Source organism: Bradyrhizobium sp. SBR1B (assembly GCF_014198205.1).
GTDB lineage: Bacteria > Pseudomonadota > Alphaproteobacteria > Rhizobiales > Xanthobacteraceae > Bradyrhizobium.
Map to the genome: position 1 here is coordinate 60,553 of NZ_JACIHC010000022.1, position 24,149 is coordinate 84,701.

Annotated in this window: 22 protein-coding genes and 1 pseudogene; 21 read left to right on the top strand and 2 right to left on the bottom strand. The window is 56.7% G+C overall.

Annotated features, from left to right (window positions below; all coding sequences use genetic code 11):
* The 14 genes from hypE to GGD61_RS34970 all read left to right on the top strand — a co-directional run bounded on the left by hypE (nucleotide 1) and on the right by GGD61_RS34970 (nucleotide 15,016).
* Nucleotides 1–1,041, top strand: coding sequence for a hydrogenase expression/formation protein HypE (hypE, locus tag GGD61_RS34905; RefSeq protein ID WP_183231999.1), 1,041 nt, complete (start codon nucleotides 1–3; stop codon nucleotides 1,039–1,041).
* Nucleotides 1,042–1,420: 379 nt separating this feature from the next.
* Entirely contained in the window at nucleotides 1,421–2,533 is a 1,113-nt protein-coding gene (gene ald, locus GGD61_RS34910; RefSeq protein ID WP_183232000.1) for an alanine dehydrogenase, read from the top strand.
* Between the two features lie 669 nt (nucleotides 2,534–3,202).
* Nucleotides 3,203–3,406, top strand: coding sequence for a 4Fe-4S binding protein (locus GGD61_RS34915; RefSeq protein WP_183232001.1), 204 nt, complete (start codon nucleotides 3,203–3,205; stop codon nucleotides 3,404–3,406).
* Between the two features lie 172 nt (nucleotides 3,407–3,578).
* On the top strand, nucleotides 3,579–4,064 hold the full coding sequence (locus tag GGD61_RS34920) for a hypothetical protein (protein WP_183232002.1): 486 nt from the start codon (nucleotides 3,579–3,581) through the stop codon (nucleotides 4,062–4,064).
* Nucleotides 4,065–4,854: 790 nt separating this feature from the next.
* Nucleotides 4,855–6,357 carry a nitrogenase molybdenum-iron protein alpha chain gene (gene nifD, locus GGD61_RS34925; RefSeq protein WP_183232003.1) on the top strand — a complete coding sequence of 501 codons (1,503 nt, stop codon included), beginning with the start codon at nucleotides 4,855–4,857 and terminating at the stop codon, nucleotides 6,355–6,357.
* A gap of 67 nt (nucleotides 6,358–6,424) precedes the next feature.
* On the top strand, nucleotides 6,425–7,981 hold the full coding sequence (gene nifK, locus GGD61_RS34930; protein ID WP_183232004.1) for a nitrogenase molybdenum-iron protein subunit beta: 1,557 nt from the start codon (nucleotides 6,425–6,427) through the stop codon (nucleotides 7,979–7,981).
* A gap of 87 nt (nucleotides 7,982–8,068) precedes the next feature.
* Nucleotides 8,069–9,715: a nitrogenase iron-molybdenum cofactor biosynthesis protein NifE gene (nifE, locus tag GGD61_RS34935; RefSeq protein WP_183232005.1), complete on the top strand. Its 1,647-nt coding sequence runs from the start codon at nucleotides 8,069–8,071 to the stop codon at nucleotides 9,713–9,715.
* 9 nt (nucleotides 9,716–9,724) lie between these two features.
* The gene (gene nifN, locus GGD61_RS34940) at nucleotides 9,725–11,134 is read left to right on the top strand and encodes a nitrogenase iron-molybdenum cofactor biosynthesis protein NifN (protein ID WP_183232047.1); all 1,410 of its coding nucleotides are present in this window, start codon (nucleotides 9,725–9,727) and stop codon (nucleotides 11,132–11,134) included.
* Nucleotides 11,131–11,526 (top strand): nitrogen fixation protein NifX, encoded by a 396-nt coding sequence (nifX, locus tag GGD61_RS34945; protein ID WP_183232006.1) that lies wholly within the window; start codon nucleotides 11,131–11,133, stop codon nucleotides 11,524–11,526. The genes nifN and nifX overlap by 4 nt, the downstream gene beginning before the upstream one ends.
* A gap of 6 nt (nucleotides 11,527–11,532) precedes the next feature.
* Nucleotides 11,533–11,997 (top strand): NifX-associated nitrogen fixation protein, encoded by a 465-nt coding sequence (locus tag GGD61_RS34950; protein ID WP_183232007.1) that lies wholly within the window; start codon nucleotides 11,533–11,535, stop codon nucleotides 11,995–11,997.
* A gap of 12 nt (nucleotides 11,998–12,009) precedes the next feature.
* Entirely contained in the window at nucleotides 12,010–12,210 is a 201-nt protein-coding gene (locus GGD61_RS34955) for a CCE_0567 family metalloprotein (protein ID WP_183232008.1), read from the top strand.
* A gap of 11 nt (nucleotides 12,211–12,221) precedes the next feature.
* Entirely contained in the window at nucleotides 12,222–12,518 is a 297-nt protein-coding gene (gene fdxB / locus GGD61_RS34960) for a ferredoxin III, nif-specific (RefSeq protein ID WP_183232009.1), read from the top strand.
* Nucleotides 12,519–13,319: 801 nt separating this feature from the next.
* Complete coding sequence (locus GGD61_RS34965) at nucleotides 13,320–14,159, top strand: host specificity protein (RefSeq protein WP_210311304.1); 840 nt, start codon at nucleotides 13,320–13,322, stop codon at nucleotides 14,157–14,159.
* Nucleotides 14,160–14,695: 536 nt separating this feature from the next.
* Nucleotides 14,696–15,016, top strand: a complete 321-nt coding sequence (locus GGD61_RS34970) for a Rieske 2Fe-2S domain-containing protein (RefSeq protein ID WP_409362481.1) — start codon at nucleotides 14,696–14,698, stop codon at nucleotides 15,014–15,016.
* Between the two features lie 8 nt (nucleotides 15,017–15,024).
* On the opposite strand, the gene GGD61_RS34975 is transcribed toward GGD61_RS34970, so the two are convergent.
* Nucleotides 15,025–15,615, bottom strand: coding sequence for a hypothetical protein (locus tag GGD61_RS34975; protein ID WP_183232010.1), 591 nt, complete (start codon nucleotides 15,613–15,615; stop codon nucleotides 15,025–15,027).
* Nucleotides 15,616–15,861: 246 nt separating this feature from the next.
* Between GGD61_RS34975 and GGD61_RS34980 the strand changes: the two genes are divergently transcribed.
* From GGD61_RS34980 to GGD61_RS35010, 7 genes and pseudogenes are all read left to right on the top strand, one after another.
* A complete protein-coding gene (locus GGD61_RS34980) occupies nucleotides 15,862–16,182 on the top strand; it encodes an iron-sulfur cluster assembly accessory protein (protein WP_183232011.1) in 321 nt (106 codons plus the stop codon).
* Between the two features lie 315 nt (nucleotides 16,183–16,497).
* Nucleotides 16,498–17,670 (top strand): aminotransferase class V-fold PLP-dependent enzyme, encoded by a 1,173-nt coding sequence (locus GGD61_RS34985; protein ID WP_183232012.1) that lies wholly within the window; start codon nucleotides 16,498–16,500, stop codon nucleotides 17,668–17,670.
* A 5-nt stretch (nucleotides 17,671–17,675) separates the two neighbouring features.
* Nucleotides 17,676–17,900 carry a putative nitrogen fixation protein NifT gene (gene nifT, locus GGD61_RS34990; RefSeq protein ID WP_183232013.1) on the top strand — a complete coding sequence of 75 codons (225 nt, stop codon included), beginning with the start codon at nucleotides 17,676–17,678 and terminating at the stop codon, nucleotides 17,898–17,900.
* Between the two features lie 585 nt (nucleotides 17,901–18,485).
* Nucleotides 18,486–20,045 carry a nitrogenase cofactor biosynthesis protein NifB gene (gene nifB, locus GGD61_RS34995; RefSeq protein WP_183232014.1) on the top strand — a complete coding sequence of 520 codons (1,560 nt, stop codon included), beginning with the start codon at nucleotides 18,486–18,488 and terminating at the stop codon, nucleotides 20,043–20,045.
* A 10-nt stretch (nucleotides 20,046–20,055) separates the two neighbouring features.
* Nucleotides 20,056–20,283: a 4Fe-4S binding protein gene (locus tag GGD61_RS35000; RefSeq protein WP_183232015.1), complete on the top strand. Its 228-nt coding sequence runs from the start codon at nucleotides 20,056–20,058 to the stop codon at nucleotides 20,281–20,283.
* A gap of 44 nt (nucleotides 20,284–20,327) precedes the next feature.
* Nucleotides 20,328–20,642 carry a nitrogen fixation protein NifZ gene (locus tag GGD61_RS35005; protein ID WP_183232016.1) on the top strand — a complete coding sequence of 105 codons (315 nt, stop codon included), beginning with the start codon at nucleotides 20,328–20,330 and terminating at the stop codon, nucleotides 20,640–20,642.
* Nucleotides 20,643–20,770: 128 nt separating this feature from the next.
* Nucleotides 20,771–21,131: pseudogene (locus tag GGD61_RS35010) on the top strand (DUF3024 domain-containing protein).
* A 1,521-nt stretch (nucleotides 21,132–22,652) separates the two neighbouring features.
* Here GGD61_RS35010 and GGD61_RS35015 read toward each other — a convergent pair.
* Complete coding sequence (locus GGD61_RS35015) at nucleotides 22,653–23,150, bottom strand: OmpW/AlkL family protein (RefSeq protein ID WP_409362482.1); 498 nt, start codon at nucleotides 23,148–23,150, stop codon at nucleotides 22,653–22,655.
* Between the last annotated feature and the right edge of the window lie 999 nt (nucleotides 23,151–24,149).

A 24,149-nucleotide genomic window follows, 5' to 3' on the forward strand; every position in this document is an offset into this window, starting at 1 on the left:
ATGAATGCTTATAAACGCAAGCTCGACGTGGAGAACGGGCACGTTGAACTTTCCCACGGGTCCGGGGGGCGTGCCATGGCGCAGCTGATCTCGGGCCTTTTTCACCAAGCCTTCGGTAATGAATGGCTGGCGCGCTGCAATGATCAGTCGGCGTTTGACGTTATGGCGGGTAGGATGGTGATGACGACCGACGGCTATGTGGTTTCGCCACTGTTCTTTCCGGGCGGCAACATCGGGTCATTGGCTGTGCATGGCACGATCAATGATATCGCGATGTCTGGTGCGCGTCCCCTCTATTTGTCGGCCAGTTTTATCATCGAGGAGGGTTTTCGGCTCTCCGATCTCAAGGTTATCGCGGAGTCGATGGGCGCGGTAGCGCACGGGGCTGGCGTTTACATCATTGCCGGTGACACCAAGGTGGTTGAGCGCGGCAAGGCGGATGGTCTGTTCATCTCTATGGCAGGAATAGGGCATATAGCCGATGGGCTCGCTCTGTCCGCCGACAGGGCACGGGCCGGAGACCGCGTGCTGCTGTCCGGCAGCCTCGGCGATCACGGGGTGGCGATCATGTCAAAGCGCCAGAACGTCGCTTTTCAAACCGAAATTGTCTCGGACTCTGCGGCGTTGCATAATCTCGTAGCCGCCATGGTTACTGCTGGTGGTGGCGGCATTCGAGTGATGCGCGACCCCACGCGTGGTGGGCTGGCGGCGGCTCTCAACGAGATTGCGCATCAATCCAACGTCGGGTTTCATCTGCAGGAATCGACCATTCCGGTGAAGCCTGCGGTTGCGGCTATCTGCGAACTGCTAGGACTTGAGCCGATCCATGTCGCTAACGAGGGCAAACTCGTTGCGATCGTCGCTCCGGATGCCGCCGATGCCGTGCTCGCAGCCATGAAGGCGCATCCGCTCGGGTCCGATGCAGCTGACATTGGCGAGGCGGTGGCTGACGAGCACCATTTTGTTCAGATGACGACCGGTTTTGGCGGCCGACGAATCGTTGACTGGCTGTGGGGCGAACAATTGCCTCGGATCTGTTGAAAAGGCTGCGCAACGTCCATTTGCTGGAAGCCAATTTTCCATCAATAGTCATTGGCCATCAGCTATGAGAGCGCTTCGCTTGATTGGCAATCTTGCTTGATTGGCAAATCGCCATTCTCGCTGCTTGAGAACGTCAGGCCGGATTCCGCTTGTCAGTCTTCTGCGGGCGGAGACCCGCAATTCGGAACGATGTATCGCCATCGCGCAGTTTCGATGGTTAAGTTCGCCATCACATCGTACGATCCGTTCAGCCTCCCGGGTCTGAAATCCTGCGAAGCCTGTCAAATATCGCTGAATTCCTGCGCCATTTTGGTCGGCAGCGTCGCGATATTGCTTCGCTCTTCCGATAAGAAGAGCGCGTCAGGCAGGGAGTTTTCAAATGAAAGTCGGAGTCCCGAAGGAAATCAAGACGCACGAATATCGCGTGGGCCTTACTCCTGGGGCTGCCCGCGAGTACGTGGCAGCAGGCCACCGGGTGATGATCGAAACCGATGCGGGCGCTGGCATTGGCGCAACCGATGAAGATTATCGCAAGGCTGGCGCAACTATTCTAACCTCTGCAGCTGAGCTATTCGCGTCGAGCGAGATGATCGTAAAAGTCAAGGAGCCTCAGCCGTCGGAGTGGTCTCAGCTTCGTGAAGATCACATTCTGTTCACTTATCTGCATCTGGCTCCTGACCCTGATCAGGCAAAGGGTCTCTTGAAATCTGGATGCACCGCAATTGCCTACGAGACCGTAACTGATGCGCAGAATGGTCTTCCGCTGCTGGCGCCGATGAGCGAGGTCGCGGGCAGGCTTGCGATCGAAGCGGCCGGTAGCGCGTTGAAGCGCAGTACCGGTGGTCGAGGGCTCCTGATCGGCGGGGTACCCGGTGTCCAGCCTGCCCGAATCGTGGTGATCGGAGGTGGCGTCGTTGGCACGCACGCGGCACGCATGGCGGTCGGTCTGGGCGCAGAAGTGACCATCATCGATCGCTCGATAGTTCGGCTACGCGAACTGGACCAGCTATTTGAGGGACGCGTCCGCACCAGGTTTTCGACCATCGAGTCCGTTGAGGAAGAGGTATTTGCGGCGGATGTGGTGATAGGTGCGGTGCTCGTTCCAGGTGCGAGCGCGCCGAAGCTGGTCAGCCGGAGCATGCTGCGCTCGATGCGCAAGAGGGCGGTGCTCGTGGACGTTGCTATCGACCAGGGCGGTTGCTTTGAGACATCGCACCCGACCACTCACGCTGATCCGACTTACGAAGTAGATGACGTCATTCACTATTGTGTGGCCAATATGCCCGGAGCCGTGCCGCTGACGTCGAGCCAAGCCCTGAATAACGCTACCCTACCGTTTGGTTTGGCTCTGGCCAACAAGGGCTTTTCAGCCGTACTCGAGAATCCACATCTGCGCGCCGGCCTCAACGTTCATCGGGGGCGGCTAACCTACAAAGCGGTGGCCGAGAGTCTTGGGCTGCCCTTCTCACCGATCGAACAGGCTGCGGCCTGATCTCAGAGGCCCTCATGGGGGCGTTTCCTCCCTGACTTAAGGCCACCCTTCGGGGTGGCTTTTTTTTGGCTATCAGTCGGATCGACTCCGCCTATCTAGATTGCGGAGAGAAGCCGGGGATTGCCAGACGAGCGCCTGCCTTCAATCCTTAAATAGGCGACCGGATGGGAAAGACCCTGTTCCGCTCCTTGGAGCGCTGTTGGATGTCAGTGTCCCCGCGGTGCAGAGGAACTGAGAATGCATCCATAGGTGCGGGGATGCGTAAGAACGCTGCGACTTTACCAGGCAATCGCTGCGGCCATTCGGATCAGCCGAGGAGACGTGGGCCCGACCTGCAATGACGACCGGTGGTTCGTCGTGATGCTGTCGCCTAAGCCGCGTCTGTCCCGCTGAGTGGAACCAACACAATGCGCTCGGGGTCGTCCGCGCAGAACCTGGTTATGTCGCGCGATGCTTCGTTTGTAACCGCGCGACGTGCGCTTCGGGAATGTCCTAGCGCGAACCCCAGCGATAAGATCAAGCTGTCATGTCTCGTTGTAGGGTTTGCGACACGGCTTCGAGCGGCGACATGCGGCATGGAAATTGGTCAGACAATTCAAGCCGAGGCTGTTTGGCACAAGACTTGTTAGCAGGAAACTGTCGCGCAACTTTGCTTATGGAATCGCAGTAATGGCCTACAAGATAATCGCGTCCCAGTGCACCGTCTGTGGCGCGTGTGAGTTCGAGTGTCCAAATGCCGCGATCAGCCTAAAGAACGACATATATGTGATCAATCCGTCCAAGTGTACTCAATGCGAGGGTCAGTTTGACGCGCCACAATGCGCCGTCGTTTGCCCTGTGCCGGATACATGCGTGCCAGCACAGGGGGGCTAGCGGTTGGGGGATCTCCTGCATGACAGATGACGAAGACGCTCTCGATAAGCCGCAGGCTTTACGGTTGGTCTCCTGCATCCTCATTCGCTGCTCCCATATTCGAAATGGTTGATTCGAGTCGCTCGGAGCGCTTCCAGCGCAATGCTCGCGGTCGGAAGCTGCTCTTGCGCAAGTGGAGCGGGCAATGGTAACCGTTCGAGAGACGGGCGAGGCTATCAAGCCCGTCGAAGTCAAGAAGTATGGTTGTGGGTTTGAGACCCTGATCGCGCAGGCACCCAACGCGCTGTCGGAAGAGACCGCCGAGTTCATCGCGCAGAAGAAGAATGAACCCGGCTCGATGCTCCAGTCGCGGCTTGAGGCGTATCGCCGCGAGCTGACCATGAAGGAGCCGACATGGGGCAGCGTCGATTGTCCCAGATTCGACTTTCAGGATCTGTATTCCTGGGGGGCGCCGAAGCCGAAGCGAAAGAAAACGGTCACCTCGCTCGACGAAGTCCTGGAGACGTATGAGAAGCTCGGCATCTCATTGCGGGAAATCGCGATGCTTCGAAGGGCGTCGAGCCGAAGCTTGACGAAGAAAATTCCGTGCGCTGAGAGATCGCGGACGATGCGCTCTTCGATTCGGTATGGGTTGCGACCACCTTCAAGGCGGAGCTGAAGAAGGCCGCCGTGACTCTTAGGCCGGTCTCGGAGGCCATCCGCGAGCATTCCGAATTGGTCTAGAAACGTCTCTGATTGGTGGTTCCGGCCCATGGCAATTTGTGCGCGGCGCTGAACTCGCCAGTGTTGTCCGATGGCTTGCTGGGTTACGGCGACCGTACGTGCGCTGCCCGATGGAGCTGTCGACGTTTTTCCGTATCCACGAGCGAAACAGGGTCCGTTCAAGCGCACGCTGATCGTCGGCGACAAGCTTCCTCCGTCTTCTACGTCGAGGGTTGGCGCCGCACCGCTCTGCGAGCGGATGCTGTGATCCGATTGCGCCGAGGCCGAGAACGAGCCGAGCTCGCAATCATCGCTGACGACGTGACCTGCAGTCTAAGCGATTGAAGTATCGCGAGCAACCAATCTCGCGAGTTTGTCACCGAGCGACCTGAATACTGGCTGCAGGTCGGAGACCAGTAAGCTAGAGGATTGGCAAGCCTGCATCGGTCAGCGGGCATTGCAGGCAACCTCCGCCTTCGCATTGGGCTGCTACCACTGGCAAGCTCCGGAATCGGCACGAAGAGTCGCGCCACGACCAGCCTTGTACCATTTCGAACAGGGGCAAAGCGAGAGTTCTCTGAGAAAGCGGGATGTCGGATTCGCAACAACACGCCCGCCATTGGACTTAGTGCGCTAAGCAATGTTGATCGTTGTGCTTTTCGTGCTCACGACGCGCTGGCATGCTGGTTGCTAAGTCTTGGGGCACAAAGCCGCTCTCACAACAGCTAACCTTCAAAGGACATCAGATGAGTCTCGCCACGACCCAGGGCACCGCAGAAATTAGGGCTCGCAACAAAGAGCTGATCGAGGATGTGCTGAAGGTCTATCCGGAGAAAACCGCGAAACGGCGTGCCAAGCACCTCAACGTTCACCAGGCCGGCAAGGCCGATTGCGGTGTAAAGTCCAATATTAAATCCATACCTGGCGTGATGACGATTAGAGGGTGCGCCTATGCAGGATCAAAGGGGGTGGTCTGGGGACCAATCAAGGACATGGTCCATATAAGTCATGGCCCGGTCGGCTGCGGCCAGTATTCGTGGGGCTCGCGGCGAAACTATTACGTTGGCACTACCGGTATCGATAGCTTCGTGACGCTGCAATTCACCTCCGACTTCCAGGAAAAGGATATTGTATTTGGCGGCGACAAAAAGCTTGTCAAAGTCCTCGATGAAATCCAGGAGCTGTTTCCACTCAACAATGGCATCACGATCCAATCGGAATGCCCGGTCGGCTTGATCGGTGACGATATCGAGGCCGTGTCAAGAGCGAAATCCAAGGAATATGGTGGCAAGACCATCGTTCCGGTCCGTTGTGAGGGCTTCCGGGGCGTGTCGCAGTCACTAGGCCATCACATTGCAAACGATGCAGTGCGCGATTGGATTTTTGACAATCTCGATGTCGACGGCAAGCCAAAGTTCGAGCCGACATCCTACGACGTTGCGATCATCGGAGACTACAACATCGGTGGCGACGCCTGGTCGTCGCGGATCCTGCTGGAGGAAATGGGCCTGCGGGTAATCGCGCAGTGGTCCGGCGACGGTTCACTGGCAGAGCTCGAAGCAACCCCGAAAGCAAAACTCAACATCCTGCATTGCTATCGCTCGATGAATTACATCTCACGCCACATGGAAGAAAAGTTCGGTATTCCTTGGTGCGAGTACAACTTCTTCGGACCTTCAAAAATCGCGGAGTCGCTGCGCAGGATTGCCGGTTATTTCGACGACAAGATCAAAGAGGGCGCCGAGCGAGTGATCGAGAAGTATCAGCCGCTGGTGGACGCCGTGATCGCAAAATATCGCCCACGCCTCGAGGGCAAGTCGGTGATGCTGTACGTCGGTGGGCTCCGTCCACGTCACGTGATTGGCGCATACGAGGACCTCGGCATGGACGTCATTGGCACCGGATATGAGTTCGGTCACAACGACGACTATCAGCGCACAGCTCAGCACTACGTGAAGGACAGCACGCTCATTTACGACGATGTCAATGGTTACGAATTCGAGCGCTTCGTCGAAAAACTCCAGCCTGATCTCGTCGGATCGGGCATCAAGGAAAAATACGTCTTTCAAAAGATGGGTGTGCCGTTCCGGCAGATGCATTCATGGGACTATTCGGGGCCATATCACGGCTATGACGGATTTGCGATCTTTGCGCGCGACATGGACATGGCCGTCAACTCGCCGATTTGGAAAAAAACCAAGGCTCCCTGGAAAGAAGCGCCCATCGCGAAGCTCCAGGCTGCAGAATAAAGCCACTCATATCGCCCCTGTGGGAAGACCCGGGCGATATCAATCCCGATAGTGAAGGATTTCACCAATGGCGCAGAGTGCCGAACACGTACTCGATCATTTCGAACTGTTCCGCGGTCCAGAATACCAGCAAATGCTGGAGAAGAAGAAAATATTCGAGAATCCTCGCGATCCTGCCGAGGTCGAACGTGTCAAGGAATGGACAAAAACGGCCGAATATCGCGAGAAGAACTTCGCGCGGGAGGCGCTGACGGTTAATCCGGCCAAGGCGTGCCAGCCGCTTGGCGCAGTTTTCGCCTCTGTCGGCTTTGAGCGCACGTTGCCCTTCGTCCACGGCTCGCAAGGCTGTGTGGCCTATTACCGCAGTCATTTGTCGCGGCACTTCAAGGAGCCGAGCTCCTGTGTCTCTTCATCAATGACGGAAGACGCCGCCGTATTCGGCGGTCTGAACAACATGACCGATGGGCTTGCGAACAGCTACAACATGTACAAGCCCAAGATGATTGCGGTTTCCACAACCTGCATGGCCGAGGTTATCGGCGATGACCTTAACGCCTTCATCAAGACATCGAAGGAAAAGGGCTCGGTTCCGGCGGACTTCGACGTGCCGTTCGCCCATACGCCGGCGTTTGTTGGCAGCCATGTCACCGGCTATGACAATGCGCTCAAGGGAATTCTTGAACATTTTTGGGACGGCAAGGCCGGAACAGCGCCAAAACTGAAGCGCAAACCAAATGGCGCGATCAATATCATCGGTGGGTTCGATGGCTATACTGTCGGGAATCTTCGCGAGATCAAGCGCATCTTGGAATTGATGGGCATCCAGCACACGATTTTAGCCGACAACTCTGAAGTGTTCGATACTCCTACAGACGGCGAATTCCGGATGTATGACGGCGGCACGACGCTAGAGGATGCCGCGAACGCGATTCACGCCAAGGCGACGATCTCCATGCAGCAATGGTCCACGGAAAAGACCCTGACCTTCGTAGCGGAGCATGGTCAGGACGTCTTTTCCTTTAATTACCCGGTGGGCTTGTCCGCAACGGATGACTTTATCGTCGCGCTGTCACGAATCAGCGGCAAGGAAATTCCCGAGCAGCTCGCGCGAGAACGTGGTCGGCTGGTTGATGCCATCGCCGATTCCACCGCTCACGTTCATGGCAAGAAGTTCGCGATCTATGGCGATCCGGATCTTTGCTACGGATTGGCTGCGTTTCTGCTCGAACTCGGCGCCGAACCGACCCATGTACTGTGCACGAACGGAAACAAGGCGTGGCAGGAGAAAATGCAGGCTCTGTTTGCAAACTCGCCATTTGGGAAGGATTGCCAAGCTTATCCGGGCCGAGACCTCTGGCATATGCGCTCACTCTTGTTTACCGAGCCAGTCGATCTTCTCATTGGAAACACCTACGGGAAGTATCTCGAACGCGACACTGGAACACCGCTCATTCGCATTGGTTTTCCGATTTTTGATCGACATCACCATCACCGCGTCCCACTGTGGGGCTACCAAGGCGGCCTGAATGTGCTGGTGAAGATCTTGGACAAGATCTTCGACGAGATCGACAAGAAAACCAGCGTTCTTGGCAAGACCGACTACAGTTTCGACATCATTCGGTAAAGCGATTGACCGTGCTATCGCTCAAGAGCGGTGGCACGTTCATACGAGGGTTCGCTTTTTCCATTGTTTGCCCTGAGAGGACACAGGATGAGTTCACTAGCGGCCACGGTCCAGAATATCTTTGATGAGCCGGGCTGCGACAAGAATGGCAGAAAGCCGGAGGCTGAGCGTAGGAACGGCTGTACCAAACAGCTGCAGCCGGGTAGCGCTGCCGGCGGCTGCGCCTTCGATGGCGCGAAGATTGCGCTGCAGCCGTTTACCGATGTCGCTCACTTAGTGCATGGTCCGATCGCCTGTGAGGGTAATTCCTGGGACAACCGCGGCGCGGCCTCATCAGGTTCGAATTTATGGCGCACCGCATTCACAACCGATTTGACCGAAACCGATATTGTATTCGGAGGCGAGAAGCGGCTCTGCAAAGCAATCAAGGAGATCGTCGACAAGTGGGATCCGCCTGCAATCTTTGTCTATCAAACCTGCATCCCGGCGATGATCGGCGACGATATCAACGCAGTTTGCAAGGCAGCATCTCAAAGATTTTCTAAGCCCGTCGTCCCGATCAATTCTCCGGGCTTCGTTGGATCAAAGAACCTCGGGAACAAGCTCGCGAGCGAGGCTTTACTCGACTATGTGATCGGGACGCGAGAACCTGACCACACCACACCGTGCGACATCAACTTGATCGGAGAATACAACCTTTCGGGCGAGCTCTGGCAAGTGAAGCCGTTGCTGGACGAGCTTGGAGTGCGGATTCTGTCCTGCATCTCCGGCGATGGTAAATATCACGAAGTCGCTTCATCTCATCGCGCGCGGGCCGCGATGTTGGTGTGTTCAAAGTCCATGATCAACATGGCACGCAAGATGGAGCAACGCTACGGGATCCCATTCTTCGAGGGGTCGTTCTACGGTATTCAAGACACAAGCGCATCGCTACGCCAGCTCGCCCGCTTGTTGGTGGGACGCGGCGCCGCGCCAGAGTTGCTCGTGCGCACCGAAGCGGTGATTGCGCGCGAGGAAGCGCGTGCGTGGGCTGCCATAAAACCGTACAAGCCGCGGCTCGAAGGCAAAAAGGCCTTGTTGATGACGGGCGGAGTCAAATCGTGGTCGGTCGTTGCGGCACTGCAGGAGGCCGGACTGGAGTTAGTCGGAACCAGTGTTAAGAAATCGACCCGAGAAGACAAGGAGCGCATCAAGGAGCTGATGGGGCAGGATGCCCACATGATCGAGGACATGAGCGCCCGCGAGATGCACAAGATGTTGAAGGAGGCAAAAGCAGATATCATGCTATCGGGCGGCAAATCGCAGTTTATTGCGCTGAAGGCGGCAGTGCCCTGGCTTGATATTAACCAGGAGCGTCGCCACGCCTATATGGGCTACGTTGGAATGGTCAAGCTGGTGGAGGAGATCGATAAGTCCCTCTCCAGCCCGATGTGGGATGAGCTACGCAGACCAGCGCCATGGGAGGCATTGGCGAAGGCCACAGACCAGATGCAATCTCCGATGGTTACGATCACTTGCGATCCGGCGCACACCGAGGCGGCGCACCGCACGCGGAAGGTCTGCGCGTGTAACAGCGACGATCTGGGTACGATTGAGGATGCAATTAACACGCAGGGCCTGAGGAGCGTCGCAGCGGTCCGTGAACATACCAATGCGGTCGGTGGCTGCTGTCAGAGGCTCATCGAAGGTATGTTAGCTTCTGAGCAACCTGAAATGCGACAGGCGGCAGAGTAGGGAATGGCCATGGCACTGGTCCTGACGCCATCAAAAGCCTGTGCCGTCAACCCGCTGAAGATGAGTCAGACCATCGGCGGCGCATACGCCTTCTTGGGGCTGCGTGGGGCGATGCCGCTTCTGCACGGCTCCCAGGGGTGCACATCCTTTGGATTGACGCTCTTTGTGCGGCATTTCAGGGAGGCAATACCGTTGCAGACCACCGCGATGAGTGAGGTGGCGACCGTCCTCGGCGGCTACGAGAATCTCGAGCAGGCGATACTGAACATCTCCCACCGCGCCAAGCCGAAGGTCATCGGAATCTGTTCGACCGGGGTCACGGAGACTAACGGCGACGATGTGGATGCGTATCTGAAGCTAATCCGGACGAAATATCCGCAGCTCGCAAAGTTGCCGCTTGTAAATGTATCGACGCCTGATTTTAAGGGTGCCTTCCAGGATGGCTGGGTGAGGGCGGTCGCGCGTATGGTGGAGGTGCTGGTGGAGGGGCCGAGCGCCCATGCCCTACAGGATCCATCGAAAGTCAATGTTCTGCCGGGGTGTCACCTGACCCCCGGCGACCTTGATGAACTCCATGTCATACTGGAGGATTTCGGATTGTGCCCCTCCTTTCTCCCTGATCTTGCAGGATCGCTCGACGGGCACATCCCCGATGAGTTTACGTCAACGACCATTGGCGGCATTGACGTCGGCGAAATCGCCAGCATGGGGCGCGCCGGGTGGACAATTGCAATCGGCGCGCAGATGCGCCGGCCAGCTGAGTTGATGCAGGCTAAGACCGGCGTGCCTTTTCGTGTGTTCGAGCGGCTGTGTGGTCTCGGCCCGAACGACGAATTCATGACGTTTTTGAGCGAGATTAGTGGCCGGCCAATACCGTTAAAGTACCGACGTCAGCGCAGTCAGCTCGCGGATGCTATGCTTGATGCTCACTTCCATATTGGCGGTCGCAAACTCGCGATCGGTGCTGAGCCAGACCTTCTGTTTGATTTGTCCGGCTTGCTGCACGACATGGGTGCGCATGTGACCGTCGCCGTGACGACCACTCAGTCGGAGGTGATCGAGCGGATTAAGACCAAGGAGGTTCTCATTGGCGACCTCGAAGATCTGGAAGGGCTTGCCAAAACGAGGCATTGCGACCTGCTGATCGCGCATTCGCATGGAAGGCAAGCGGCGGCGCGGCTGAAAGTGCCGTTCCACCGCGCAGGTTTTCCGATGTTCGATCGACTTGGCGCGGGCCACCGAGTATCCGTGGGCTACCGCGGTACCCGCAATCTAATCTTCGAGATCGCCAATCTCGTGATCGCACATCGTGACGAGAACGAAAGGCCTACGCCGGACAGCTGGCGAAGTACGCCCGAGGTGCCGCAAGGTTCTCGGTACAGCCGCTCAACGGGCGATATGGAAAGGTCAATCGCATGAAGGTCGCTTTTGCCACTCAGGACCTGAGGCACGTCGATGCTCATTTTGGCTGGGCAAAGAATATCGCAATCTACGATGTTTCGCCTGACGGGCATGTATTTTTGAATGCGATAGAGTTTCAGGGCGATCTTAAGGAAGACGGTGGCGATGACAAGTTGGTACCAAAGATTGACGCGGTCAAGGATTGCGCAATTCTTTACGTCGCTGCCATCGGTGGTGCCGCGGCTGCCCGAGTGGTGGCTAACAAAATTCATCCTATCAAGGTGAGTAAACCAGAAAGCATTCTGGTGCTGCTAGAAAGGCTCGAGCGGGTACTGAAGGGCACGCCGCCTCCGTGGCTGCGAAAGGTCCTGGCAAAGGACCAACGGCGGACCTTCGAGTTCGACGAGTGAGGTGATATGACTACGAAAGGTGAGCAGCAGAGCAACGTGATCGAGGCACCATTCCTGGCCCAACTGGTCAAAATTTGGCGTGCTCAGGACACCAACGGAGCTTGGGGCCGGAAGAGCGATGTTGATTTGCTCGAACCCTATATCCTGAACAAAGATAAACGGCGCGCGCTGCCGATTATCGGTGATCCCGATCCCAAGACACTGTGGCGGCTTGAGCTGTTCTTTAATGCGGTCGCACTGTCAGTAGAGCGGGAGACCGGCATTATGATCCAGCCGATCTTGAAGCTGCATCCTGAAGGGTTCGGCCGCATAGTGCTCGTTGCAGGGCGGTTGGTCGCCGTAAACAAGCAGCTGCGCGATGTTCATCGTTTCGGGTTCGATAATCGCGCGAAGCTGGCTCAGGAGGGCGATAAATATGTCAGCGAGGGAATCGGCCTGATCCGGAAATTTCCAGCCGTGGCGAACTATTGAGGATAGTCGCTCATGGGTGATCGTGAAACACTTAAGGCTGAGCTAAAAAAGTTGTCCGTCAAGGCGATACAAGCCAAGATGGATCTGCATGACCTTTCGGAAGAATTACCTACCAACTGGATCTCGATTATGAGGGTGGCGCAGAAGGCGTACGATGCCTATGCCGAACTCGAGCGAAAAGGTCGTGACTTGAAGGCGCTTGAAAATAATTAAAGGGGCAACGCATGTCGTTTCAAACACGAGACGGACGCGACTGGATACCACAATACCTGATCTCTATCGATCCAAAGAAGTGCATTGGATGTGGCCGCTGCTTCAAGGTGTGCGGCCGAGATGTCATGACCTTGAAAGGACTCAGTGAGGACGGCGAACTTGTCAAACTCGATGACGATGACGATGAGATTGAAAAGAAGATCATGATCCTGGATGACCAGGGCGCCTGCGTTGGTTGCGGTGCATGCGCCAGGGTTTGCCCGGCCAATTGCCAGACTCACAGCTCGGCCGAAGCTGAAGCGGCTTGAGCCTGTGATCAGGTGGGCTGATCGCGAGGCGGCGCGTCAGGAAGGTGCCGATCAAACTCGAATAGCCGGGTCGAGCGGGTTTATGCGCAAGTGTGTGGCCCAGCCGACGGTTGGGCGACAGCAATCCATGCCGGTAGAACATCTGTTGCTCACAAAACACTCACTCCAAAAGTCCACGTATTCGTGAACTGGGCGTCGCGCAATACTATTTGAGCCGAGTTCAAACGCTGCTAGCCCCCACATGGGCTGTCTGATCAAAGCGGATGCACGAATCGGGAAGAAGGCAAGCTCGCCGCCGGTGCCGATTGTGCACAATAATGGTCCAGCCTGGATGGTCGATTCCCGGCCAAGGTGGTCGGGAAACACTTTCGGTTGGTTCTTGGCACGGCTGGCGTCGGGGCGACATTTCGCTGCTCAGGCGGTCCTTGCAATAGAGCAGCGGGATCGGGAGCACACTGCAAAAAAGCACGATACAGTTCTTCGTTGCGCGCATTCGCGGGCATGTGCCTGGTTGACCCACGAACCGTGTGCCCCTGGAACACGGAATACGCGAGCCATCGCCATTAAGTGTTGGCGCTCGGAAAGGCCGGTGGCCCGTTTACTAAGGCAGAGGTCGCCTACAGATCACCGCCTTCATCGACAGGTACATATCTAACTCACGCGAGATTGTGTTCTAAGTCGCGAGGGGGCGCGCAGGAGGGTCGGACAGGTTGTGGTCAGCTAGGAATACTATCCTTGTCGCGGGGCTTGCACGGCACGAGCTCAATTGCGTGCAATTTTTGCCGATAGGAGAGCGGTCTCATGTATCGCGGAATCGCTGGCTCATCTAGCCAGTTCACAACCGGTAGCCAAACTGACGATTCGTCAGAAGCGGGAGACAGCCCCCGGTTTGCGCAGACAGTTGCAGGAACGGAGCGAGGTGGGTCATCCGAACCAGCGGCGTCATACTCTCTCGTTCCCGAGCCGCCCATTAGAGACATCGCCCGCAGAACGTTCAATGATGAAGTTCGCAGATACAGGGGCAGTGAGATCAGGCAGATCGCCGAGAACCCAGAAGAGTACTCAGAATTCGTGGCCGAAAAGGCTGCGCGCGCAGCAATGGTTGCTGGAAGCTACGCCAACACCTATGACGATCCAGACAAGCCGGCACGATTTTACGGCTACCATTTGGGCAATGAAATCGTGGGAGTTCTGCGAGCCGGGGGTCCTGCACGGATCAAGGGTGATCATTTTCAACAACAGTTTGGGCGCAACGATATCACATCCGTGGTGGACCTTAGGCTGACTCATCCATTCGTCGAAAACGCTGGCGATATCCTGCTAGAACATCAACTGCGAGAGGATGGCGAACATCCGCTGATCTTGTCGCGGCCGGCCTTACCAGGCATGGAACCGCGCCTGGCGGAAATGGGCTTCGTTCACGTGGGTCGTAATCACTGGGTGCTTGATCCTCACCAGCACCCGGATGTGTGGACGAAGAACGAGAATGACAAGTGGCAGCGAGTAGGCAAGCCTACGAAGTATCTTTCGCAGGATGGGGGCCATGACGTCGGTCCTCAAAGAGGTTACGACACGGATTCGTCCGACGATGACCCTTCATTCTACTTAGAGCGCGCTCTTAGAGGGATGCGTATCGGGTGAATTGGCTGCAATAGCAGCAGCGGGCTGGAGTGGTAGACATTTGACCGTTGTCCCTCCGGCCCCGGCGGTCTCGCTTAAACGAGGGGGCGTACGCCCAACGCGCCCCTCTTTGCAGGATGAAGGGCACTTCAACTCTTCTCGACGGCACCCCCAACGTGACGCTAGATGCGCGATCCGAGGGGCGTAACTAAACTCGTTGGCCCCTAACGGGAAGCGATAACGAGCCCCCGCTTCACGCTAGAGTGCATGGAGCCCCAAGCTGCAGCTGCGCAGCCTTCATGGAAACGGCAGAAGGTCCAATTGTCGAGCGAAATTGGCCCAATTGCGCGCCGGAGCGTTGGATCAGCAATCCTGCCTTGCGGATTGGATGACCACGGGGACGATACGCTCCAGCAATTGTACGATTCTTGCAAGTCAACCGCACGGCGATATGACCTCGTCTTGCAATAAACGTGCGATCAGTCCAGCCAAAACCAATCTATGCCATTTGCGGCTTTGCAGACATCCCGGACCGACAGGCCCTAGGATTTCACCTTATGGTCGCCGAAGATGACGGTAAGCAACAGCCGTGGTCCGTTGTTGTGGCGCGGAGGGGCAAAAAGGTGCTTGGCTACGTCAATAAATGCCCGCACAACAGCGTCCGATTGGATTGGGAGCAGAACCAGTTCTTCGATCGATACGGTATCCGGCTGACGTGCGGGAAGCACGGTTCGACCTGCGAACTCGGCACCGGCCGTTTGCGTCGAAGGTCCATGTCAAGGTCGAGCGCTCACGCCGATCGCGTTGGCGGTTCTCGATGGCGATATCTGCGTGTTGGTATGCATCTTGTCGAAGGCGATCCATCGACGACCGAGTGAAACCGTGCTCAGACCGGGCGGTTCTCGTTACGGTTCTTCACAGCTTCCATCCTCCCTAGTCCATCCTCATACGAGATCTCCTCATAAGAGAGATCGAGATCCTTTGCAGCATCGAGGAGGACATCAAGCTTGCCCCCTGGATCGAGCTTCTTGATGTCGTCTTTGTTCAGCCCTGCCAGGTCCATCATCTCCTTCCAAACTGTGGACTCGTCGCACGGTAAGACGTGGAATTTAACATCGCCAAACTTGACTCGGTACTTCGCCAGCAGGTCGATGTTGTTGCAGAACATAAAATAGCTGCCTGTCGAGCTTAAGACGCCGTCAAGAACGGTCGAAACGTCGTCTAAATAGGCAAAGGAGTGTAGGTAGCCGGCCAGCACCGGAATGGTGCGTTCTCCGTCCTGCGCGATGGTCAGAACTTGCTCAATCGAGTAGTCCGGCGGCCGTTTCTCATCCGCCACCTGAGTTTGAAACTTCAGTGCGATGTCGCCGCGAAAGCCAAATCGGCCCGGCTTGCTAGTCGCGCCTTTGAGTACGGCATTGAGCAAGCGGCCCTCCTTCTTGAGTCTACCGAGTGCAGTGTTTTCGATTGAAGTCATTAATTTGGTCCTCGATCTAAGGCCTTCATCGACCCATTTGGTCAGGTGCCAAATGAGATGCAATTTGCCTGCCGGCGGATGTGTAGGGGCCGAGCTAGGAAGAAAGAGGGCAGGCAAACCCTCGACGAGATGTTAGGAACCGGACAACTGTTCCAAAAACAACGGCGCCAAAGCAGGCATGAGTCAGCGGCTGCGTGGTGGCACGTGACTTGCTCATTGCTGGGTCCAAACTGACGGGGCAAAGACATGATCAACCTGACGCACAGTGCAGTGAATGCGATCAAGAGCGCGATGTCATCATCCCCGCACTCGTCCGGGGGGCTTCGCATCATGATCGAAGCAGGCGGCTGTAATGGCTTCAAATACAAGATGGGCCTGGCCGAAGAGCCAAAGCCCGACGAGACCGTAATCGAATGCGATGGTCTGAAGGTCTTCGTCGATAACAACAGTCAAGAGTATCTGGTCGGTACGACCATCGATTTCGTGCTAGCACCGGACAGCCCGGGCTTTACCTTCTGCAACCCGAACGCGACAACAAACTGCTCCTGCGGAAAATCATTCAGCTGATGGAAAAGCCCTAATCAGAGGATGGGGGAATACATTGAACGATGCCGGCCTAGCCAGAGCAACCGAGGGCATTGTCGCTTGGGGGGGAGCGCTAGCCTCGCATCGGCCGCTCGCTCGAAGCGATGCCGCTCAATCAGTAAGACCGGAGTTATCGGCTGATCGGCACGACGGCAGCATGTTCATGTCGAGGCTGGCCGGTGCCGCCACATCGTCAAGGCTCTCGCGTGTGCGCTTGAGGGGAAGTCAGACGCGGCAAGATGGGCTCGGAGTATTGGACCGCCAAATCCTTGTTGCTGCTGCAGACGAGGTGCTGGATTGAGCGAAAATCGAGTGCCGATTTACCTTGATAACAATGCAACGACGCGGACCGATCCGTCCGTCGTGCAAGCAATGTTGCCTTTCTTCAGTGAGCAGTTCGGCAATGCCTCGTCCACGCACGCGTTCGGCAACGAGGTCGCAGTCGCCTTGAGGCGAGCCAGGAGAAACTTGAGGGGCTTGTTAGGCAGCCTCTACGATCACGAAATCGTCTTCACCTCGGGAGGGACTGAAGCCAATAATGCCGCAATTCTCTCGGCGCTTGCGACTAACAAAGGTAGAGACGAAGTTGTCACCACTTCGGTTGAGCACTCCGCCATACTAGCGCTGACGGAGCAACTGGCGGCAAAGGAAGTCAGGACGCGCATTGTACCCGTAGATGCATGCGGCCGGCTCGACATCGAGGCATTTCGCTGCGCGCTTGGACCACGGACAGCGATTGCCTCTGTTATGCTAGCCAATAACGAGACGGGAACGATATTTCCTGTGGAGTATTTGGCCGGGTTGGCCCATGAGGCGGGTGCGTTGTTTCATACAGATGCGGTCCAGGCCATTGGTAAGGTGCGCTTGAACCTGAAGGACAGCGCGATCGACATGCTATCGCTATCCGCGCACAAACTCCACGGTCCCAAGGGGGTCGGCGCGCTATATTTGCGCAAAGGCACTGAATTCCGGCCGCTCATCTGCGGCGGATCACAGGAACGAGGGCGTCGCGGGGGGACCGAGAATGTTCCGGGAATCGTCGGCCTGGGAAGAGCTGCCGAGCTTGCGGCGGAACGCCTTGAACCCGAGAACATTCGCATCGGCGCTTTGCGCAACCGCCTTGAGCAAGGGATTTTGCAAAATGGCGGGTGCGTTGTGCTTGGCGACGTCAGCAATCGGTTGGCGAACACGACAAATATTGTCTTCGACCATCTCGAAGGCGAAGCCATTGCCCATCATCTTAATCTCGCGGGCATCGCCGTGTCGCTCGGATCAGCTTGCAGCTCGGGCTCAATGCAGCCATCGCACGTCCTGCGAGCCATGCAGGTGCCGACCTGGCGGATGCATGGCGCCGTGCGCTTTTCTCTTTCGCGTGAAACCTCCCTCGCTGAAGTCGATGAAGTCGTGTGCGCAATGTCAGATATCGTCGCGCGCCTGCGCGCCGGCCCGCGCCTTACAGACGGAGAATAGATCGAATGAAGATCATGATTCGTCGCTCTCCGGAAACGGGTCTGTCGATTTACGTGCCAAAAAAAGATCTCGAAGAGCCGATCGTAGCCTCGGAATACGAGACCCTCTGGGGCGGCTGGATCAAAGTGGCTAACGGCTGGGTGCTCGATCTACCCGAGATGGCGAGCGACACGCGATTACCAATTACAATCGAGGCGAAGAAGCGGGACGAGAACGGCAGCGATGCATGAAGGCACTCACGCAAATCGAATCTATCGATGCGGGTGCAAGGATCAATCTCGCGCCTCCCGGCGAGCCGACTTGGGATTGCCGGCGGCCTTTGGCGACGAATGGCTCTCGGCGCGGCATATTTAAGATCAGCAAAGTGCTCTCCTCGACGGCATTGATGGTGAAAACTTTGCTCGGCCGTTCGGGCAGAGAAGATTGCGCAATCATCTTTTGCACTCATTGCTGCGGGTCATCGCAGGACGCGTCGTGCATACTCTTAGCCTTGTAAGTCTGGATCGGTTGATTCGGATCCGCTCATTGCGAGAGCGGAAACGCGTGAATACCCCTTCTAGTTCTTGGCGGCCTGTGCGCGCAGAGCGCGACAGTGAAAGCGCAAGCCAAGTAGCTCTAGGTAAGAATGGCGACGCATCTGTCGCTTTGCAAACAAGCTCATGATTGCCGCTCCTGCAAGTGCCAACGCCAGTTTCGCTAGCTTGATGAACCACAACCGCATTGGCCATTCTCGGTATGGCATGCGAGTTGCTACCATCAGCCTGAGGCTCGCTCGAGAATGATCTTGAGAGGGCGATGATGGCAGGGAAATCGGAATGAACGCGGTCAGGGGACGCGGGAAATATGTCACAGCTGCAATGAATTGCCAGGAAATGATGCGGCCCGTCACCGAGCAAGAGGGCTGCGCCGCTAACGCCAGGACCGGACAGGCGAACTGCGGCTCGACGTCTGGCCAAGGCGAGCTGCCGAACGAAATCTGGGACAAGGTCAAAAAGCACCCCTGTTACAGCGAGGATGCGCACCATCACTACGCTCGCATGCATGTTGCGGTCGCGCCTGCCTGCAACATCCAGTGCAATTACTGCAACCGAAAATACGATTGCACCAATGAGTCGCGCCCGGGTGTGGTGAGCGAGAAGCTCACGCCTGAGCAAGCCGTGAGAAAAGTGATTGCCGTCGCGACAACAATTCCGCAGATGACAGTACTTGGCATCGCTGGTCCCGGCGATGCGCTCGCCAACCCAGAAAAGACCTTCAAAACGTTTGAGCTGGTCGCCAGGGCTGCCCCCGACATCCAGCTTTGTCTGTCAACCAACGGACTCGCGCTGCCGGACTATGTTGATACCATCGTGAACGCCAAGATCGACCACGTCACCATCACCATCAACATGATCGATCCGGAAATCGGAGCCAAGATTCATCCGTGGATCTTCTTCAACCACAAGCGATATACCGGCGTCGAGGCGGCAAGGATACTCACTGACCGCCAGCTCCAGGGCCTCGAGATGCTTAGCAATCGCGGCATCTTGTGCAAAATCAACTCAGTGATGATTCCCAACGTCAACGACGAGCATCTGGTTGAGGTCAACAAGGCGGTCACCTCGCGCGGTGCGTTCCTCCACAATATCATGCCGCTGATCTCTGCGCCCGCGCACGGCACAGTGTTTGGCCTCAAAGGTCAGCGGGGACCGACGCCGCAAGAGCTGAAGGCGCTGCAAGAAGCTTGTGAAGGGCAGATAACCATGATGCGGCATTGCCGCCAGTGCCGCGCCGATGCCGTCGGTCTACTCGGCGAAGATCGTCGCGAAGAGTTCAATATGGCTCAGGTGATGAAAATGAACGTCCGTTATGATCTGGAGAAGCGTAAGACGTATCAAAAGAGAATGGAGGATGAGCGCGCCTCCAAAGTGACGGTCGGCCAACCGAAGCTGACCGAGGCCGGTGAAGAGGTGAGCGAGATAACTCTCCGAGTTGCTGTCGCAACCAAGGACGCTGGGTTAATTAACGAGCACTTTGGGCACGCAAAGGAATTCCTAGTGTACGAGCTCTCCACGTCAGGCGCCAAGCTCATCGGTCCACGTCGCGTGCAGGAGTACTGTCAGGGCGGATACGGCGAGGAAGACAAGCTGGCTGCCATCATGCGCGACATTCGCGACTGCCATGCGGTCTTCGTGGCTAAGATCGGCGGCTGCCCGAAAAGCAATCTGATCCAGGCAGGAATTGAGCCGGTCGATCAATTTGCTCATGAGCTCATTGAGAAATCGATAATTGCGTGGTTCGGAGCGTATCTCGGCAGGGTAAAGCGCGGTGAGATCCAGCACGTGCAGCGCGGCGAGGAGGCGTGTCATTTGGAAGATCGTAGCTCTGCGGCATAAGGAGAAAGGTGTGCCATTCAAAATCATATCGTCGCAGTGCACAAGCTGCTCAGCGTGCGAGCCTCTATGCCCGAATGTTGCTATCTCTGAGAAGGGCGGGAGCTTTGTCATTGAAGCGTCGAAATGCACTGAGTGTCTCGGCCACTTTGACGAGCCGCAATGTGTCGCTGCCTGTCCGGTCGATGATACCTGCGTGGTCGACAGGTCCTTGCCTCGCTACGAAGCGCCCGTCTCGTAAAGCCTCATGAGCGATATGCCAACGCGACACATCCGGAGTGGGGGATGAGCAGAAGTACCAGCGACAGCGAGGTCGTTGAGCTGAACGGTCCGCCAGTCTTCAGCTTTGGCCAAAAGCTTCGAGCCAATCGCGTCATCCGAAATGATGGCACGTATCCCGGCAAGCAGATCGGAGACGTATTGGTCAAAAAGGGAGAGATCGGTTACGTCGTCTCGATCGGAACATTCCTGCAGCAATTCTATATCTACGGCGTTGAGTTTTTGGAAAGTGGGCGCCGCGTTGGCATGAAACGCAAGGAATTGGAGCCAGTGGGTTCCTGCGAGGAGGACGTTGATTTGCCGTCACCAGAGGAGGCGTGACCTTTGAGGCCATCATCTATCAATCATGTTGCTCCGGATCTGATCGTTATCGTGGGATCTCGAAGAAAAGTTGATCATCGGCCGGCTTGAAGAACAATTTACAGTGCGTTGAGAGGGAGGCGTCCGGCATGAATGCCGCGGTAATGAGGAAAGTAAAGGCGGGGGCTAGTGCCTCACCCCAATGAGCTTGATCGCAACCGAATCAAACGCGGCTTATCCGCGCGCAAGCGTTATCTCTACGTCTCACCAAGCGTAAGGCCGGTGAGAGGCGGCTACCTCATCGAGAGCCCCTGTTGCTCGCGGAATGCTGACGAGAACGGAGCTCTCATCGACGTCGCGCTGATTCTTTATGATGCCGTGAGCGGCATCTGGAAGCTGTTTCGCAAGAATCACGCGGTCGGAATCTGGGAATTTTATAGCCTTTACCATCGTTTGGCTTCTGTAATCGACGAATTGAGTGCAGACCCGGAGCGCGTGTTTTGGCAGTGAGGGGACGACCGTATTCGCGGCGTAGAGAAAACGACAACGGCACTTACCGCGGAGGGATTGATCGAAATTGAGCGACTGCTTTCTACCGATGGAGCCGAGATGTGTGAATTGTCGAGCTGCGCCGCCGCTTTCCACAGCGCGCATGGGCGCGTTGTGATGCGTCAGACTTAACAAGTGGCCCTTTCGGCTGTCTCCTGGCTTGGATCTTGACCTGCAGGATAGATCGGACCACTGCGTGCAGATCACGGCCGGCACAACGTGAGCGCCGGCGACCGTATTGGCCGAAAGGACTGTTGAACGGTGAGTACAGGCCCGAGCGTTTTACGTTGAGAGTCTAGATGATGTCGAAAGGTCTAGCGTTAGGAGGCGCAGCTGCAGATGCCTATGGCTCAGTCGCCTCTACCGCCAGCCATTACGTGACTATTTCCCGTATGAGGAGGAGAAAGCCGATGGCATCATGGCCGTCCATTTTATACCAGTCTCACGACAAGGGGCTCGGGCGCATGGTAGCCCATGACGGCATGGATCGTTGAATATGGAATAGACGCCCCGACAAATCACATAAATTCGAAACTGTCGGAATCGGAATCGCGATTGTTGGTGACCAAATTGAGGGAGCGATACATGGACTCGCAAGAAGTAGTAATCCACGTCCGCTTTGCCCCGAACGGCAGGGTGATACAGATCAGCGAACGTCCAGCAAAGCTCACTCCGAACCAATGGTTTGATGTCCTACACACCCGAGCCGGCTCGGCTTATCGACCACTCGCTCGAGGTCGCGGGGCTTTTCGGTTGAGCCGGACTGCAGTCGACCATTTCAAGCAGCAAACCGCGGGGCATAGATGAGCGAACCGAGTACCGGCGACTTTGTGGGCTAGCAGAGCTCCTCTTTTGGCCGATAGCCATCAGTATAAGCGGGGCAATAGACTTTTATCATTCTCACTGCTTTCGAGCGAGAGTAGGAATCAGTTGCATATACCGGCCAAAGAGCGCTCAGTCGTTACACATTCTTGGAAATCATGTGCTCAAGCTTGTTCGTCTATGCGCTGGCTGATTGTGAGCCCAGATGAACCGAGGTAACGAGGCACTTCGCGCCTACTAGTACGCTGGCAGCAGGTCATTGCGCTCCGTGGGGCCTACCGTCTTTCACGGGAAAATGAGAACTTTGCTTCATTGCAAAGCGCGACGAAGCAGACGTCCGGCATATGCCGGCCGATCCATCTATTTGTGGTGCTGTCAGCCACGTGGCGCGCGATTCCGGACGCGAATTGCGAGCGATGCTCCGAATGAGCCCGCCGCTCGCGAGCTGACGCTTCTGTGACGCGCCAGCCGGCTCTCCCCACGCTCCAGTACCAGCGGGAGACGCGCTCGACGAGAACGCTGCGTTTCGAGCTGGCCAGACCGAGTCTTCTTTCCGGGTTTTGTTTCTGGCCTTGTTTTGGCGTCAGAACTTGTAAGCGACCCCGCCGCTGACGAGCCATGGCTCGATATTGGCGCGTCCGGTAACGGTAAGCGCATTGTTCACTGTCGCTGAGTACTCCGGCCGCAGCCACAGCCTTTCACGTCGAAGTTGAGACCCCAGTGACTATCAAGCATATGGTCGAAGCCGAACTGGACCGCCACGCCGAATTGGTTCCTGATGTGGAGATCCGTGACGGCCGGACCAGCGAGCGACGTATTGGCGGCCGTGGTTGAAGAATACAGGGTAGTTGATGCCTGCGCCGATATAGGCTCAAGCACGCCAAAATCGGTGAAGTGATATTGCAGGGTCAGCGTGGACGGCAACAGCCAGGCTTTGCCAATATCGAGCCCGGTGAGCGCGCCATTGCCGCTGACGTGATGGCTAGTCACGCCCAGGATCAGTTCAGCGCCGGGTTCTTTGTGAAAAAAGGCTCTGGTACGACCTGATCGCTGATCGAAAGCCCAGCACGTGAGGAAAGCGATGGAGCCCCCGGAATGTTGACCGAACTGCCTTCGGCATCCGGCAAAACGCCGAGCACGCGCAAGCGGATCATCCACGGATTGGCGGATTCGATTAGCGGGGCTTTTTAGTAGACCGGCGCCGGCCCCAGATCCGCACCTCGTACCGAGTTGCTAGCCAACGAGGTCGCCAACGCGACGACCGATACTGCCGCCAGAACTGTTCGTGCTCTCATCGAACTCTCTATTCCAAAAAATCGCGCGGCTGGCCGCGCAGAAGGCCTGTCACATACAAGCGGCGGCCAAAGAGTTGATACGAATCAAATGCGGGTGCGGCCGTTTACAGGATTGCGTCGGTCAGTTGCATCAGGAGCACAGCCGCGAGACACGCCTAGCTCACGGTACAAACCGCTGATAGCTTTCTCACACCCCTGCAAAGGCCGTAAGCATGGCATCAAGGGCAATGCCCGGGGCCATCCTGCTGAGTAGCCACTCGCGCGGGCCATGAGCGCGAAGGCTGCCCGCGTACTGCCCCCATGGAAAAGCCGAAGTTGGAGAACGTCATTTGTTGTCTGGTGTGATCGAGGCTCATCGCCTTCACCTTTGCGGGCAACGCGTGCGGTCTGCTTCGTGTGAACATTCTATTGAGCTCGTCTTGCATCTCGGGGCCAAGAAGCGCCAGCACGGGTTCACGATCGAGTCCAGCACACCGTGCCTCGCCTACGTCGATCAACGGTCGCCGTATCAGGAGCGGATTGTCTAGCATCAATGCGAATGCGCTTGCCGTGTCGACCCAATTGGGTTGATTTCGCCTGACTTGATCCTGGGCGAGGCAGGGTTCAACCAGGAGCTGACCGGCATATTGTGGAAAAGCTGCGCAATTTGTCCGCTTGCCATGGCACCTTCGAGATGTCTTTGACGATTATTTCATGACCTGCGGACCTGAGCGCCCGAATCTGGCGCGTGTTCGCGGCGCAACCGGGCTTTTCATGAAAGATGATCTTCGCTACAGCGTACCTACGTAATCGTACCAAGCGGCGCAAGGCGCACGGCGCTCCCGCATCCGCGAGCCTTTTCGAGGTGTCTAGGTTCCAACTC